The sequence below is a fragment of the Kribbella sp. CA-294648 genome, from assembly GCF_050943845.1.
GTDB lineage: Bacteria > Actinomycetota > Actinomycetes > Propionibacteriales > Kribbellaceae > Kribbella.
Map to the genome: position 1 here is coordinate 4,067,437 of NZ_CP191981.1, position 14,583 is coordinate 4,082,019.

Here is a 14,583-nt window from a genome sequence, read left to right on the forward strand (position 1 = left end):
GGAGTGCACGTGAGTTCCTCGGTCCCCGCGGCCGTCTCGCCGACCCGTCAGGCTCTGCGTCGCGTCCGGCGGGACCGGAGTGCGCGGGTGGGGGCCTGGCTGGTGATCGGGCTGGTCGTGGTGGCGGCCGCCGCGCCGTTGCTGGTCAGGCTGGCCGGTCAGGACGCCTATACCTACAACATCAATCTGCTCGACCCCGCCCGCGGCAACGCGCCGCAGGGTGTGGCCGGTGGGGTCAGCGCCGACCACTGGTTCGGGGTCGAGCCACTGACCGGCCGGGACCTGTTCTCGATCGTCGTCCTCGGTCTTCGCACCTCGTTGTTCATCGCCGCGGTCTGCACGGTGGTGACCACGGTCGTCGGCACCCTGGTCGGGATCAGCGCGGCGTACTTCGGTGGCTGGTACGACGCGGTCGTGTCGCGGCTGCTGGACTTTCTGTTCGGCTTCCCGCAGCTCGTCTTCATGATTGCCCTGGGCATCATTGTGCCGGCCGGCTTCCCGCGCTGGTTGCTGCTCATCCTGGTGATCAGCGTGTTCGGCTGGGCCGGTCTGGCCCGGCTGATCCGCAACCAGGCCAGGTCGCTGGTCACCCGCGAGTTCGTCGAAGCGGCCCGCAGCGTCGGCTCCAGCGGCTGGCACGTGATCGTTCGAGAGCTGCTGCCGAATCTCCTCGGACCGGTGCTCGTGGTCGCCACCATGGCGATTCCGGGCTACATCGGGCTGGAGGCGGCGCTGTCGTTCCTGGGCGTCGGAGTACCACCGCCGACACCGAGTCTCGGGCGGTCGATCTCGGACTCGATCGCCTGGGTCTACACGGGTGCTGACCCGTGGTTCCTGTTGTTCCCGGGCGCGATGCTGTTCCTCGCCGTGCTGGGATTCACCTTGCTGGGCGACGGAGTACGGGATGCGTTCGACGTGCGGCTGCGGAGGGCGAACTGATGCCTGATCTCGTCTGGTTCCTGATCCGCCGGCTGTTCGCGACCTTGCTGGTGCTGCTCGCGCTCAGCTTCGCGGTCTACCTGATCTTCTACGCGCTGCCGGCCGATCCCGCCCGGCTCGCCTGCGGCAAACCCTGTACTCCGGACCGGTTGGAGCAGGCGCGGCACTTCATGCAGCTCGACCAGAGCACGATCCAGCAGTACTTCGCGTTCCTGCGCGGCATCGTCGCCGGCCGAACCTATGGCGAGGGCGCCGCGGCGGTGCAGTGCAATGCGCCTTGCTTCGGGTACTCGTTCCCGCTGGCCCGGCCGGTCACCACGCTGATTCTCGACCGGCTGCCGATCACCGCGTCGATCGCGCTCGGTGCCGCGGTGATCTGGCTCGTCGTCGGTGTTTCGCTCGGCGTCGGGGCAGCCCTCAAGCGTGGCAAGTTGTTCGACCGGCTGGCCGTCGGTGCGGCGCTGGTGGGGGTCTCGGCACCGTCGTTCCTGGTCGGGCTGCTGGCCATCCTGGTGTTCGGGTTCTGGCTCAACATGGTGCCGGTCAACGGCTACGTGCCGTTCTCGGAGAGCCCGATCGACTGGGCCTGGCATCTGATCACGCCTTGGCTGGTGCTCGCCGCGCTCTCGTCGGCGTCGTACATCCGGCTGACCAGGGCGCAGATGCTGGAAGAGATGAATCTCGACCACGTGACCACCGCGCGAGCCAAGGGCGCCGGTGAGCGGCGGGTGGTGCTGGTCCACGGGCTGCGCGGGGTGCTGGTCCCGATCGTGACGATCTTCGGGCTCGATCTCGGCACCCTGCTCGGCGGGGCGATCATCACCGAGAAGGTGTTCAGCATGCAGGGACTCGGCGAGTTGCTGATCAGCGGCGTCGGCCAGCTCGACGTCGCGGTCGTGGTCGGTGTGACGTTGTTCTCGGCGTTCCTGGTGATCATGGCGAATCTGGTGGTTGACCTGCTGCACGGCGTACTGGACCCGAGGGTGACCCATGGCTGACCAACCCGTCCTCGAGGTGCACGACCTGCACGTCACCTTCCGGACCGAAGGCGGTCTGGTGCCGGCCGTGGCCGGGATCGACTTCGCCGTCGCGCCGGGCAAGACGCTGGCGATCGTCGGCGAGTCCGGTTCGGGCAAGAGCGTGTCGTCGGCCGCGGTGATGGGCCTGCTGCCCAGCAACGCCGAGGTCAAGGGCGAGGTGCTGCTGGGCGGTCGCGAGCTGGTCGGCCTGCCCGGCGAGGAGCTGCGCAAGATCCGGGGCAACGACATCGCGCTGGTCTTCCAGGACGCGCTCTCCGCGCTCAATCCGTACTACACCGTCGGCTGGCAGGTCGCCGAGGCGTACCGGCTGCACCACGACGTCTCCAAGAAGGAAGCCTTCCAGCGCGCCGTCCGGATGCTCGACCTGGTCGGCATCCCCGGGGCGGCCCAGCGGGCGAAGGACTACCCGCACGAGTTCTCCGGGGGAATGCGGCAGCGGGTCGTGATTGCTATGGCTTTGGTGAACGACCCGAAGGTCCTGATCGCGGACGAGCCGACGACTGCCCTGGATGTCACCGTCCAGGCGCAGATCATGCGGCTGCTCGAGGACGTCCAGACGGAGTTCGGGACCGCGCTGGTGCTGATCTCGCACGACCTCGGAGTCGTCGCGGAGGTGGCGGACGACGTACTGGTCATGTACGCCGGTCGTGCGGCCGAGCGTGGTTCGGTGAAGGACCTGTTCTATCGCGCGGCCCATCCCTACAGTCTCGGGTTGCTCGGCGCGATGCCGCGGGTCGACGTACCGCCGCGGCACCGGCTGACCACGATCCCCGGCAGTCCGCCGTCGCCCGGATCGGTCAAGACCGGCTGCCCGTTCCAGCCGCGTTGCGCCTACACCGAACGCGTGGGGGAGCGCTGCATCACCGAGCGCCCAGAGCTCACGCCGAGACCTGGTGAAGGCAACCACGAGGCCGCCTGCCATCTCGGCCGCCGGCCGGAGGTCGCGCCATGACCGAGACGTCAACGGACGAGCTGCTCCGGCTGGACGGGGTGAAGAAGTACTTCGGCCTGGGCACGGTGCCCTGGCAGCGATCGCAGTCGGTGAAGGCCGTCGACGACGTCGATTTCGTCGTACGCCGCGGCGAAACCGTCGGCCTGGTGGGCGAATCGGGCTCCGGCAAGTCAACGCTTGCCCGGCTCTCCACGCGACTCCTCGATCCCACGGCCGGCAAGGTCTTCATCGCCGGCCAGGACGTCACCAAGCTGCGCGGTCGTCGGCTCCGGCCGGTCCGCCGCAAGATCCAGATGGTCTTCCAGGACCCGCAGGCCTCGCTCAATCCGCGTCAGGCCGTCGGCACGATCCTCACCACGCCATTTCGTGCGCAGGGCATCAAACCGACCCGTGCCCAACTGGTCGAGCTGCTCACCCAGGTCGGCCTGTCCGCGGAACACCTGGAGCGGTACCCGCATGAGTTCTCCGGCGGTCAGCGTCAGCGGATCGGTATCGCGAGAGCCCTTGCCGTGAAGCCCGATCTGCTGGTCTGCGACGAGCCGGTCTCGGCGCTCGACGTCTCGGTCCAGGCGCAGGTGCTGAATCTGCTGGCCGATCTGCGCGACGAGCTCGGCCTGTCCTATGTACTGGTTGCCCACGACCTGGCCGTGGTTCGCCAGGTGGCCGACCGGCTCGCGGTGATGTACCTCGGCACGATCGTGGAGGAAGGGCCGGCCGCCGAGGTCTACTCGTCGCCGGCTCATCCCTACACGCGCGCGCTGCTGTCCGCAGTACCGGTGCCGGAGCCTGGTGCGGTGCGCGACCGGATCGTCTTGACCGGTGACGTGCCGACGCCGATCGACCCGCCGTCCGGCTGCCCGTTCCGGACCCGCTGTTACAAGGCCGAGGACGTCTGCGCGACGACCCGGCCGGTACTGGAGCCCGTCGGCGGCGGCACCGACCACAAAGCCGCGTGCTACTTCCCCGAACCGCCTGCCTCCCTGGAACTCTCGAGCCCCCCACTGTCTGAGAGGACACTATGAAACGCATTACCCGAGCGGTTGCCGTTGTGGCCTCGCTGGCTTTGGCGGTTACTGCTTGCAACGCCAATGACAAGTCCGCTCCCAGCGGTGGCGGCACCGCGGTCGCCGAGCAGGGCGGCACGCTCCAGATACTCACCACCAGCAAGGAAATCAGCTTCGACCCGGCCAAGAGCCAGAACCTCGGGACGAGCTCGATCCACCTGATCCTGCGCGGCCTGACCTCGTGGAAGACCGCGCCCGGCAAGGCGGCCGAACTGGTCCCCGACCTCGCCACCGACACCGGCCAGGTCAGCGACGGCGGTAAGACCTGGACGTACAAGCTGAAGCCCGGCCTCAAGTACGCCGACGGTTCGCCGATCGTTGCCGCCGACATCAAGTACGGCATCGAGCGGTCCTTCGCTCCGGAACTGAGCGGCGGCCTCGGGTACCACAAGTCGCTGCTGGTCGGCGGCGACAAGTACACCGGTCCGTACAAGGGTGGCTCCCTCGCCTCGGTCGAGACGCCCGACGACACGACCATCGTCTTCAAGCTGAACAAGCCGTTCGGCGACTGGCCCTGGATCGTCAGCATGCCCGCGTTCTCGCCGGTCCCGAAGAAGGCCGACACCGACCCGGCGCACTACGGCGAGAAACCCGTTGCCAGCGGCCCCTACCAGGTCAAGTCGTACGCGCCCGGCTCGAAGCTCGAGCTGGAGCGCAACCCTTCCTGGGACAAGGCGACCGACCCGGCCCGGACCGGTCTGCCGGACTCGATCGTGTTCACCATGGGCCTGCAGGCCGATGTCGTCAACCAGCGGCTGATCGCGGACTCCGGTGACGACAAGTTCGCCGCCACCACCGGTACGTCGGTCCCGGCCGCGCTGATCCCGACCGTGTCGGGCAACCCGGCGGTCAAGGCGCGGGTCGCCACCTCGCCGTCCGGCGCGCTGCAGTACCTGGCGATGAACAACAAGCGCCCGGCCCTGTCGAACCCGGCCGTCCGCAAGGCGATCCAGTACGCCGTCGACAAGCAGGCCGTCCAGGTCGCCGAGGGCGGCCCGGAGTTCGGTGGCGAGATCGCCACCACGCTGATCACCCCCGGCATCGAGGGCTACAGCAAGTACGACCAGTACGAGGCTCCGCCCGCGGGTGACCCGGAGAAGGCGAAGTCCATGCTGGCCGCGGCCGGCGTCAGCAACCTGAGCCTGGTCCTGGCCGTCGACACCGACCAGCCCACCGGGTCGGCGGTCGCCCAGGCGATCCAGCAGGGCCTGAAGCGGGCCGGGATCACCGTCACCCTCAAGCCGCTGGCCAACGAGCCGTGGACCGAGCTGGTCACCGGCGCCAAGGGCGACTACGACCTGACCGTCTCGAGCTGGCAGGCGGACTTCCCGAGCGCACTCGGCAACATCCAGCCGCTGTTCGCGACCTCGGAGATCGGCAACGGCGGCTACAACATGTCCCGCTACTCCAACCCGGCCGTCGACACCGCGATCAACGCGGCGACGGCCGAGCAGGACCGGGCCAGGGCCGCCGGGATGTGGGGCGCGCTGGACAAGCAGATCATGGCCGACGCGCCGCTGGTCCCGCTCATCTACGCCCGCAACGCGTTCCTGCACGGCTCGAAGGTGCAGAACTTCTACCTGCCCGCATACCCGCCGTACCCGAACACGCTGATCATGGGTCTCAGCAAGTAGCCCAGGGCCGGTAGCTCAGGTGCGGCCTTCCTTCTCCTGAGCTTCGAAGAGGGCCGGCTGGGTCTCGGCATCGAGTCCCCAGTCGGCCCTCATCACCGGATAACCGGCCTTCTCGGCCGCGTCGCAGACCTTCACGTCGTCGTCCACCAGTACTGCGACCCGCCGCTGCTGCGCGAGCGTCCGGAGCCGGGCCAGCTTCATCACCGCTGACGGGCGCCGGTCGTTGTTGCCGCGCATCAGCAGCTTGCCCTCGGGGAAGCCGTTGTCCTCGAACCACTTCACCGTGTCCCGCCGCAGCCGCTCGGGCCGGCCGGTCAGGTAGACGATCTCGTGGTCCGCGGCCAGCGTCGTGGCCACCGCGAGACCTTCCTCGAGCACGGCATCGTCCTTGGCGTGCGCGAAGAACGAGTCCCAGTCCTTCGGCTTGCGATTCAGGAACTTGATCCGCCGGCTGGTGTCGGACAGCGTCGCGTCGATGTCCAGTACGGCGTACGGGCGTTGGTCGTCAGGCACCACGGCATCATCTCAGGGCGGCAGCCTGCCAGGTACCGCGGTCGATCGCGTACTCGACCTCGCCGTACTCCGTGCCCGGCAGCGGGTCGTCGAAGTGCTCGTGGAAGACCCGGACGAACCGCAGCCCGGACTTGACCATCACCCGGCGGGACTTCGTGTTGACCGCCATCGTGTCGGCGATCACCCGCGCCAGCCCGAGCTCGCCGAACGCCTTGTCGATCAGCGCGCGGGTGCCCTCGGTCGCATAGCCCTTGCCCCAGGCCGACCGGTTCAGCCGGTACCCGACGTCGACCGTGCCCGCCTCGCCGGTCGGCTTCAGCCCGAACCAGCCGAGGAACTGCCCGCTCGCCTTCTCGTACGCGGCGAAGGTGCCGAGCCCGGGATGCGTCGCGTACTGCGCGAGGATCTCCGGCAGCACCAACTGCACGATCTCGTCCCGCGGCGTCGGCTCACCGGTGATGTACCGCATCACCTCGGGATCGGAGTCGAGCTCCACCAGCAGCTCGGCATCCCCGGCCGTGAACCGCCGCAGCACGAGCCGCTCCGTCTCGAGGTAGGTGTCCATACAGTGATCCTCGCGGCCGGTTACCGCCGCTTCAACCCGATTTCGGTGTTCGGATGGCGGGCACTCCGGGGGTTGTGGGTGTGTTGATTGGGCGCAGCCGAGTGGGGCGGGTTAGCGTTCTCAACGCGATGAACGACTCGATCACCTTTCTGCACAGCTCGGACTGGCAGCTGGGCATGATGCGCCGGTTCCTGGGGCCGGACGGTCAGGCTCGGTGGGCTCAGGCGCGGCTGGACGCCGTCATGCGGATCGGGGACGTCGCCAAGGACACCGGCGCGGCCTTCGTGGTCGTCACCGGGGACGTGTTCGAGCACAACCAGGTCGAGCGGCAGACCATCCTGCGGGCCTGCGAGGCACTGAAGCGGATCGAGGTACCGGTGGTGCTGCTGCCGGGCAACCACGACGCCCTCGAGCCCGGCTCGCTCTGGTCGTCCGCGCAGTGGTCCGGCCACGCGCCGGACCACGTGATCGTGGTGACCGACAGCAGGCCGTTCGAGATCGTGCCGGGCGTCGAGATCGTCGGCGCGCCCTGGCGCTCACGCCGGCCGGTCTCCGACCCGGCCGCTCCCGGGTACGCCGAGCTGAAACCCGCGCCTGCCGGCACGACGCGGATCCTGCTCGCGCACGGGCAACTGACCAGCCTCAGCGGTGGGATGTCCGACGTACCGACCATCGACCAGGCGGCGCTCGAAGCAGCGGTGGCCGACGGGCGGCTGCACTACGTCGGGCTGGGCGATCGGCACTCGACCACCGAGGTGACCGAGCGGATCTGGTTCTCCGGGACGCAGGAGGTCACCGCGCCCGAGGAGACGCATCCGGGCAACGTGCTGAAGGTGACGTTGGGGCCGGCCACGGGCAAGAAGCCGGCGACGATCGAGGTCGAGCCGATCCGGGTCGGCGCCTGGCACATGGTCGAGCACCACGCGGAGCTGTACGACGAGGAGTCGCTGACCGCGCTGGAGGACTTCTTCGCCGAACTGCCGGAGAAGGAGCGGACCTACGTCCGGCTTGCCGCCGACGGGTCGCTCCCGTTGCCGCTGCTGAGCCGGTTGGACGCGATGGTGGACGCGCAGGGCGAGGTGTTCGCCAGTGTCGAGCGGTGGGCGAAGTTCTGGACTGTCCGGCCGGCGCCCGACGCGGCGGACCTGGACGCGTTGCAGTTGAGCGGTCCCGCACGGGCCGCGATGGAGGAGTTGCGACAGGCGCTGGCCGGCGGTGACGAGGGCGCGGGCGCGGCCCTCACGCTGATGCACCGGCTGGCGCGGGACGCGGGATGAGGCTGCATCGACTGACGCTGCGGAACTTCCGTGGCGTCAAGGACCGTACGGTCGACCTGCCTGCAATCGGTACCACAGTCATCGTCGGCGACAACGAGGTCGGCAAGTCCAGCCTGGTCGAGGCGTTCGCGCTGGTCTTCGACTTCCCCGACGACTCCAAGTCGACCCGGATCCGCGACATCCAGCCGGTCGGCCAGGACGTCGCACCTGAGGTGACCGTCGAGCTGACCCTGGGCGGGCGCGAGCTGACCTACACCAAGCGCTGGCTGAAGAACCGCTCCACCGAGTTGTCGGTCGTCGATCCGGCCGGCCGGCGGCAGACCTGGACCGGGCGCGAGGCGCACAACGAGGCCGAGCGGCTGTTCGCCGAGAACGTCGATCCGGTCTTGTGGCAGACCTTGATGGTCGGCCAGGGGCAGTCGCTGGTCCTGCCGACCCCGGCCGACGCCGAGCCCCTGATCACCGCGGTGACCGCGGAATCCGGTACGCCGGTCGACGGCGCCTCGATGCCGTTGGTCAGCGCCGTGGAGCACGAGTACCTGCGCTACTGGACCCGTGGTGGCCGCCCGACCGGCGACTTCGCCAGGTCGGCGAAGCACGTCGCGGACGCCGAGCTCGCGGCCGAGCAGGCGCTCAAGGCGATGGACGAAGTGGTCGCCGACATCCGCCGCGCCGAGCGGCTCGCTCTCGACCTGGCCGATCTGTCGGCCCGGCTGGACGAGCACCTGCTGACCGTCGAGGAGTTGCGCGAGCGGAAGAAGGCGACCGACGAGATCCTGCTCCGGCGCGATTCGATCCGGAGCCGTGCCGAGACCGCGCGCGCCCGGTTGGAGAACCACACGCGCACCAGGCTCGAGCGCGGGCGCCTGCTGGCCGAGGTCGAGCGGTTCACCAAGGCCGACGGCGAACTGGCCGAGCGGTGGAAGGAAGCGGACAAGGTCGCGCGGAAGGCGGCGGAGACCGTGCATGCGGCCGAGGCCGCGCTCGCGGAGGTCTTCGAGCTCCGGGACGAGCGGCGGGCCGAAGTACAGGACGTGGAGCGGCTCGTCTCGTCGCTGATGGATCGGGCCGAGCTCGATCGGTTGCTCGGTCAGCAGGCCGAGCTGGTCGAGGTGCGCGGCCGGATCGCTGCGGCCGGGGCGGTGCTCGACGCGATTCTGGTTGACGACGAGCTGGTCAACGCGCTGGAAGACACGCGCGCGAAGGTCGTCGAGGCCCGCGCGGCGCTGGCGGCCGGAGTACCGGAGGTGTCGGTACGGCGGCTTGGTGGCGAGGCGGTCGAGTTGTCGGGGACCGGGCTGGATGCCGGGTCCGGTCGCAAGGTGCCGGCGTCGCTGGATGAGGACGGCTCGGCGGAGTTGCTGGTGTCCGGCGAGCTGGTGGTCGGCGTACCGGGGCTGCTCGAGGTCAAGGTGCGTGCGGGTGGTGAGGCGGCGACGTTGCGGGCTGCTGTGGACGAGGCGGTCCGGCGCGAGAAGGAGCTGCTGAAGAAGGCCCGGGTCAAGGATCTGCCGGCCGCGCGGGAGTTGTTGCGCAAGGCCGATCTGGCGTCGGCGGAGTTGCAGGAGGCCCGGCGTACCGAGCGGTCGTTGACGTCCGGCGGCGACCCCGCGGAGCGGATCGCTGTGCTGACCTCGCGGCTCGGGTTCGTCGAAGGCGAGCCGGTCGAGGAGCCGCCGGCCAAGCAGGCCGCGGTCGAGGACGTTCCTGGGCAGATGTCGCTGTTCGAGCAGTTCGAGCCCGACGAGAACGCCTTCGACTTCGCCGACCTCGAGATCCCCGAGCCGATGGATGTCGGCGAGCTCGCGGTCGCGCAACGGCGGCTGGAGAACGCGCGGTCCGGGCTGGCCGAGGCGGAGCGGTTGCTGGCGGATGCGGAGTTCGCGGCGGCTCAGGCGCGGAAGGCGGCGGACGAGGACCGGTCGGAGGCACAGCAGGCGCGGGCGCGCGCCGAGCTGGCGGGGGAGCGGTTGGCTGCTGCCGTCGAGGCGCTGGAGGCTGCGCGGTCGGTGCTGGCCGACGACGAGGTTGACGCGGCTGAGGTCGAGGCGACTGCTGAGGTCGAGGCGGTTCTCGAGGAGCTGACCGCAGTACAGGAGCAGGTCGACGCTGCCGGGGCCGACCAGGTCGCTGGGGAGTTGGCCGATGCGCTGGCTGTCGCGACCCGGCTGCAGGGCGAGCGCGACGTACTGCGCGACTCGCTGCGGACGACCGAGGGCCGGCTGGAGCAGTCCGGGCGGGACGGGTTGGCGACTCGGCGCGACACGGCCGAGCTGGATCTGGCCGCGATCCGTTCCGAGCACGAGAGCCTGAAGCGTCGCGCCGATGCGGCTCGCCGGGTCTATGAGACCCTCGGCCGCCATCGCGCGGAGGCGCAGACGAAGTACTCGGAGCCGTTGCAGACCAGGATCGAGGCGCTCGGCCGCAGCGTCTACGGACCGTCGTTCCGGGTCTGGCTGGACGACGACCTGGCCGTCGCCGAACGCGAACTCGACGGCGCCCGGCTCCGCGTCGACGCACTCTCGACCGGCGCCCAGGAGCAGCTCGCGATCATCACCCGGCTGGCGATCAGCCACCTGGTCAGCACCGGCGAAGGCAGCGTCCCGGTCATCTTCGACGACGCCCTCGGCTGGTCCGACAAGGCCCGCCTCCGCGACATGGGCACCCTGCTCGGCCGCGCCGGTGACCACGGCCAGGTCATCATCCTCACCTGCATGCCCGACCGCTACGAATACGTCCCCCGAGCCACCTTCCTCAAACTCGAGTCCTGATCGGCTTGACCTGGAGTGGGGTCCAGGTAGTTGGGTAGAGGCATGACCTCGATCCAGGTGCCGGACGGTGGGGTGACGATCGGTGAGGCGGCTCGGTTGTCCGGGTTGTCCATCGACACTTTGCGGTACTACGACCGCGAAGGGCTGCTGGGGGAGTTGCCGCGGGACGGTGGTGGGCGGCGGCGGTTCGACGAGCTCAGCATCGGGTTGCTGGACGTGCTGATCCGGTTGCGGCGGACCGGGATGCCGATCGAGCAGGTGCGGCGGTTCACCAAGCACGTGCGCGAGGGGGACCGGGACCGGGCCGGGCGGCTCGCGTTGCTGCGGGAGCACCGGGCGAAGGTGATCGCGGATCTGCGGCAACTGGAAGCCGACCTCGAGGTGATCGACTGGAAGATCGCGGCCTACCAGGCCGCGGAGGACGGCGTCGACCCGCCACCTCGCGACTGAACTACTGCACAAAACTCACTGATTGACGATCAGGCACACGCGGACCGCGTGTGCCGTGGCTCCGCATGCCCTGCGGAGGATTGGGAGAAGACGATGACAGACGTGACAGAACGAGGACTCGGGCGCGGCGGACGGCGTACCGGTGCGTTGGGGATCGGGTGCTGGGCGATCGGGGGACCGTGGCAGTTCGACGGCCGGCCCGCGGGCTGGGGCGAGGTGGACGACGACGTCAGCATCCGGATGATCCACACCGCGGTCGAGGCCGGCATCAGGTTGCTGGACACCGCGGACGTGTACGGCGCCGGGCACAGCGAGCGGGTGGTCGGCAGGGCGCTGAGTCAGCTGCCGTCCAGTGTGCGTGGTGAGGTGGTGGTGGCGACCAAGTTCGGCAATCTGTTCGACGAGGAGACTCGGACGGGCGGTGGGAAGGACGTCTCGCCGGCGGCTGTCCGGGCCGCTTGTGAGACAAGCCTGCGCCGGCTGGGTGTCGAGGCGATCGACCTCTACCAGTTGCACGGCGGCGCCGAGACGCAGGCCGAGGCTGAGGAAGTAGTCGCGACCCTCGAGCAACTTGTTGCCGATGGCAAGGTCAAGGACTTCGGCACGAGCGTCGATGCGCCGGAGATGATCGCGACGTTCGGGAAGTCGGCGGCGGTCAGTGTGCAGTCGCAGCTCAACGTCTTCGGACACAACCCGGAGGTGCTGAAGGCGGCTCACGAGCAGGACTTCGCCGTCCTCGCGCGCACCCCGCTCGCGATGGGCCTGCTGACGGGTAAGTACAACGTGTCGAACCGCCCGGGCGAGGAGGACGTCCGCCGGCACACCCCGTGGTGGACCTACTTCGACGATGACGCGATGGCCGACTGGCTCAAGCGCCTGGAAGCCGTCCGCGAACTCCTCACCACCGACGGCCGAACCCTCACCCAAGGCGCCCTCGCCTACCTCTGGGCCCTCGACGAGCGCATCGTCCCCCTCCCCGGAGCCCGCACCCCCGACCAGGCCGCCGAACACGCCGCCGCCATCCCCTTCGGACCTCTCCCAGCCGCCACCCGGGAGGAAATCGACACCCTGCTGGCCGATTCCCCCGAGCGTCGCTGATCAGGCCATCGGAATGACGGTGGCGGTGCTGAGGGTGGGTTCGGTGGCGCCTGGTTTGTTCTCCACGGTGACACCCAGGGCGATCTTGCCCACGATGCCGCCCTGGATGAGTTTGGGCTGGTCGGTGGTGGCCAGGCCTACTGAGTGCATGTCGCGGGACTTGTCCATCAGCCAGAGTTGGTAGGTCTTGTCCTCCGGGAGCTCGGGGAGGTTGTGGAGCAGGACGATGGCGCGGTCCTTCCCGGGTGACATCACGACTGTTGCCTGGCCGCCGCTCTTGAGGGGGCCGCGGACGGTCTGGGCGTCCGACTCGGCCAGGAGGGCGACCAGTTGCTCGTTCTCCTGCTGGGTGCGGCGGTTGTCGCGGTACTGGTCGATCGCGACGCCGCCGGCTCCGGCGACGGCCAGACCGGCCGCGGCGAGGCTGAAGAACGAGCGGCGGTTGAACTTCCGGCGTACCTGGACCGCCGGCTCGGGGGCCGGTGCTTCGGGTCTGACCAGCGGATGGAGCTGCCGGGTGGTGGCGATCTCGGCGAGCACCCGCGCCTTCAACGCCGGTGGCGGGTCGGCGGCGACCGCAGTGCCGAGCTTGTTGGCGGCCTCCCGCAGTTCGGCGACCTCGGCGCTGCAGGACCGGCAGTCGGCGAGGTGCGCCTCGAAACCAACTCGCTCGTCCTCGGGCAAAGCGTTCAGTACGTAGGGTCCGGTGAGCGCGTGCACTTCCGGTGTCGTCATGGCCCTCACCTCCCCGTCACACCCAGGCAGTCGCGCAGCCGGATCAGGCCGTCGCGCATGCGTGCTTTGATCGTCGCCAGTTTGGCGTCCAGCAGTTCGGCCACTTCCCGGTACGAGTATCCGCCGTAGTAGGCCAGCGTCACCGACTCCCGTTGCAGCTCGGTCAGTGAGGACAGACAGTGCCGGACCTGTTCGACCTCGAGATTCGTGGTGACCGCCTCGGCCACCTCGTCGTACTCCGTGGTGGCGCTGGCCGCCGCGATCGCCTGCTCGCGGTCGGTGGACGACTGCTCGGAGCGGACCCGGTCGATCGCCCGGCGATGCGCCATCGTCAGCACCCAGGAGGTGAGCGAGCCGCGGTCGGCGTCGTACCGGGTGGCGGTGCGCCAGATCTCGACCATCACCTCCTGGGTGACCTCCTCGGACTGGGCCGGGTTGCGCAGTACCCGCCGGATCACGCCGTAGACGCGCGGCGCCATCAGGTCGTACAGCTCGGCGAACGCGTCGGTGTCACCGCGGGCCACCCGCGCCATCAGGTCGGCCGGGCTGCCGGCGGCCGGATCGACCACCCGCGGCCACGGTAAGGCCGTTTCCTCGCTCACGGTCGCATCCTCGGGGTCGTCGGTGACTGTGGTCGGATGGTGTTCGGAGCGGAACGGCCACCGGATGGGTCAGCGCCTTGGGTCGGCGCGGATCATCTTGGGTCAGCGCAGGACGCGGTCGGGCGCGCTGTAGAGCACACACCGCTCACCGCGGGTGAAACCGGCCAGCGTGACGTCGAACCGCCGGGCCAGGTCGACCGCCAGGCTCGACGGCGCGCCGACCGCGACGATCATCCCGATCCCCGCGGCGACCGCCTTCTGGATGATCTCGTAGCCCATCCGGCCGCTCACGACGAGCACCAGACCTTTGCGGCTGTGCTGGTTGAGGACGGTCCAGCCGACCGCCTTGTCGACAGCATTGTGACGGCCGACGTCTTCCCGTACTACGACCTTGCGGCGCCCGGCCGTGAAGAGCCCGGCCGCGTGCAGCCCGCCGGTCCGGCCGAAGGTGGGTTGCGCCTCGCGGAGGAGTTCGGGCAGCCGCAGTACGACGTCCAGCGGGACCTCCACCGGGTCGACCGGGTCGTAGTCGCGCTCGGCGAGCTCGTCCAGGCTCTGCTGGCCGCACACACCACAGGCGGCGGAGGTGACGCCGTACCGCTGGGGTGGTTCGCGGTCGGGCGGCCCGTCGAAGGTGACCGTGACCGTGTTGAACTGCTGCTCGCGGGTCAGCTTCACGTCTGTGCAGTAGGCGACCGTCGAGATCGCGCCAGGCCGTACGGCGAAACCCTCGCCCAGGCAGAAGCCCGCCGCGAGCTCGAAGTCCGATCCGGGCGTCCGCATGGTGACGACCAGCGGCTCGGGCGGACGGCCGGGCCACTCGAGGCGGAGCTCGAGCGGTTCCTCGGTGACCACCATGTCCTCACGCCGGGACGTCCGCGCACCGTCCTGCACCTCGACCTTGTACCTGGTGGTCGGCCCTTTGCTCATACCTCCAAGTTAG

At 69.4% G+C, this 14,583-nt stretch carries 14 protein-coding genes; 9 read left to right on the plus strand and 5 right to left on the minus strand.

Annotation, left to right across the window (positions count from 1 at the left end; all coding sequences use genetic code 11):
• Positions 1 to 9: 9 nt before the first annotated feature.
• The 5 genes from ACQPYM_RS19345 to ACQPYM_RS19365 are packed head-to-tail and all read left to right on the plus strand — an operon-like array spanning position 10 to position 5,629.
• On the plus strand, positions 10 to 939 hold the full coding sequence (locus ACQPYM_RS19345) for an ABC transporter permease (RefSeq protein WP_433022572.1): 930 nt from the start codon (positions 10 to 12) through the stop codon (positions 937 to 939).
• A complete protein-coding gene (locus ACQPYM_RS19350) occupies positions 939 to 1,937 on the plus strand; it encodes an ABC transporter permease (protein WP_433022574.1) in 999 nt (332 codons plus the stop codon). The genes ACQPYM_RS19345 and ACQPYM_RS19350 overlap by 1 nt, the downstream gene beginning before the upstream one ends.
• On the plus strand, positions 1,930 to 2,931 hold the full coding sequence (locus tag ACQPYM_RS19355) for an ABC transporter ATP-binding protein (RefSeq protein ID WP_433022576.1): 1,002 nt from the start codon (positions 1,930 to 1,932) through the stop codon (positions 2,929 to 2,931). Before ACQPYM_RS19350 ends, ACQPYM_RS19355 begins: the two co-directional genes overlap by 8 nt.
• Positions 2,928 to 3,953, plus strand: coding sequence for an ABC transporter ATP-binding protein (locus ACQPYM_RS19360; RefSeq protein ID WP_433022578.1), 1,026 nt, complete (start codon positions 2,928 to 2,930; stop codon positions 3,951 to 3,953). Before ACQPYM_RS19355 ends, ACQPYM_RS19360 begins: the two co-directional genes overlap by 4 nt.
• Positions 3,950 to 5,629, plus strand: coding sequence for an ABC transporter substrate-binding protein (locus tag ACQPYM_RS19365; protein ID WP_433022580.1), 1,680 nt, complete (start codon positions 3,950 to 3,952; stop codon positions 5,627 to 5,629). The genes ACQPYM_RS19360 and ACQPYM_RS19365 overlap by 4 nt, the downstream gene beginning before the upstream one ends.
• A gap of 15 nt (positions 5,630 to 5,644) precedes the next feature.
• On the opposite strand, the gene ACQPYM_RS19370 is transcribed toward ACQPYM_RS19365, so the two are convergent.
• Positions 5,645 to 6,142 carry an HAD family acid phosphatase gene (locus ACQPYM_RS19370; protein WP_433022582.1) on the minus strand — a complete coding sequence of 166 codons (498 nt, stop codon included), beginning with the start codon at positions 6,140 to 6,142 and terminating at the stop codon, positions 5,645 to 5,647.
• 7 nt (positions 6,143 to 6,149) lie between these two features.
• Complete coding sequence (locus tag ACQPYM_RS19375) at positions 6,150 to 6,707, minus strand: GNAT family N-acetyltransferase (protein WP_433022584.1); 558 nt, start codon at positions 6,705 to 6,707, stop codon at positions 6,150 to 6,152.
• A 128-nt stretch (positions 6,708 to 6,835) separates the two neighbouring features.
• On the opposite strand from ACQPYM_RS19375, the gene ACQPYM_RS19380 reads away from it, so the two are divergent.
• The 4 genes from ACQPYM_RS19380 to ACQPYM_RS19395 all read left to right on the plus strand — a co-directional run bounded on the left by ACQPYM_RS19380 (position 6,836) and on the right by ACQPYM_RS19395 (position 12,303).
• A complete protein-coding gene (locus tag ACQPYM_RS19380; RefSeq protein WP_433022586.1) occupies positions 6,836 to 7,984 on the plus strand; it encodes a metallophosphoesterase family protein in 1,149 nt (382 codons plus the stop codon).
• A complete protein-coding gene (locus ACQPYM_RS19385) occupies positions 7,981 to 10,755 on the plus strand; it encodes an AAA family ATPase (RefSeq protein WP_433022588.1) in 2,775 nt (924 codons plus the stop codon). Before ACQPYM_RS19380 ends, ACQPYM_RS19385 begins: the two co-directional genes overlap by 4 nt.
• 42 nt (positions 10,756 to 10,797) lie before the next feature.
• Positions 10,798 to 11,205, plus strand: a complete 408-nt coding sequence (locus ACQPYM_RS19390; RefSeq protein WP_433022589.1) for a MerR family transcriptional regulator — start codon at positions 10,798 to 10,800, stop codon at positions 11,203 to 11,205.
• A 93-nt stretch (positions 11,206 to 11,298) separates the two neighbouring features.
• Positions 11,299 to 12,303 carry an aldo/keto reductase gene (locus ACQPYM_RS19395; RefSeq protein WP_433022591.1) on the plus strand — a complete coding sequence of 335 codons (1,005 nt, stop codon included), beginning with the start codon at positions 11,299 to 11,301 and terminating at the stop codon, positions 12,301 to 12,303.
• On the opposite strand, the gene ACQPYM_RS19400 is transcribed toward ACQPYM_RS19395, so the two are convergent.
• The 3 genes from ACQPYM_RS19400 to ACQPYM_RS19410 all read right to left on the minus strand — a co-directional run bounded on the left by ACQPYM_RS19400 (position 12,304) and on the right by ACQPYM_RS19410 (position 14,570).
• Positions 12,304 to 13,038, minus strand: coding sequence for an anti-sigma factor (locus ACQPYM_RS19400; RefSeq protein ID WP_433022593.1), 735 nt, complete (start codon positions 13,036 to 13,038; stop codon positions 12,304 to 12,306). It abuts the gene before it with no gap.
• A gap of 5 nt (positions 13,039 to 13,043) precedes the next feature.
• Positions 13,044 to 13,640: a sigma-70 family RNA polymerase sigma factor gene (locus tag ACQPYM_RS19405; RefSeq protein ID WP_433022595.1), complete on the minus strand. Its 597-nt coding sequence runs from the start codon at positions 13,638 to 13,640 to the stop codon at positions 13,044 to 13,046.
• A gap of 102 nt (positions 13,641 to 13,742) precedes the next feature.
• Complete coding sequence (locus ACQPYM_RS19410) at positions 13,743 to 14,570, minus strand: formate dehydrogenase accessory sulfurtransferase FdhD (protein WP_433022597.1); 828 nt, start codon at positions 14,568 to 14,570, stop codon at positions 13,743 to 13,745.
• Positions 14,571 to 14,583: the final 13 nt, after the last annotated feature.

What these genes read in the sequence shown, in the direction of transcription:
- ACQPYM_RS19350 (WP_433022574.1), top strand. Translation starts at nt 939, where the DNA reads ATGCCTGATCTCGTCTGGTTCCTGATCCGCCGGCTGTTCGCGACCTTG.
- ACQPYM_RS19355 (WP_433022576.1), top strand. Translation starts at nt 1,930, where the DNA reads ATGGCTGACCAACCCGTCCTCGAGGTGCACGACCTGCACGTCACCTTC.
- ACQPYM_RS19360 (WP_433022578.1), top strand. Translation starts at nt 2,928, where the DNA reads ATGACCGAGACGTCAACGGACGAGCTGCTCCGGCTGGACGGGGTGAAG.
- ACQPYM_RS19365 (WP_433022580.1), top strand. Translation starts at nt 3,950, where the DNA reads ATGAAACGCATTACCCGAGCGGTTGCCGTTGTGGCCTCGCTGGCTTTG.
- ACQPYM_RS19375 (WP_433022584.1), bottom strand. Translation starts at nt 6,707, where the DNA reads ATGGACACCTACCTCGAGACGGAGCGGCTCGTGCTGCGGCGGTTCACG.
- ACQPYM_RS19380 (WP_433022586.1), top strand. Translation starts at nt 6,836, where the DNA reads ATGAACGACTCGATCACCTTTCTGCACAGCTCGGACTGGCAGCTGGGC.
- ACQPYM_RS19385 (WP_433022588.1), top strand. Translation starts at nt 7,981, where the DNA reads ATGAGGCTGCATCGACTGACGCTGCGGAACTTCCGTGGCGTCAAGGAC.
- ACQPYM_RS19390 (WP_433022589.1), top strand. Translation starts at nt 10,798, where the DNA reads ATGACCTCGATCCAGGTGCCGGACGGTGGGGTGACGATCGGTGAGGCG.
- ACQPYM_RS19395 (WP_433022591.1), top strand. Translation starts at nt 11,299, where the DNA reads ATGACAGACGTGACAGAACGAGGACTCGGGCGCGGCGGACGGCGTACC.
- ACQPYM_RS19400 (WP_433022593.1), bottom strand. Translation starts at nt 13,038, where the DNA reads ATGACGACACCGGAAGTGCACGCGCTCACCGGACCCTACGTACTGAAC.
- ACQPYM_RS19410 (WP_433022597.1), bottom strand. Translation starts at nt 14,570, where the DNA reads ATGAGCAAAGGGCCGACCACCAGGTACAAGGTCGAGGTGCAGGACGGT.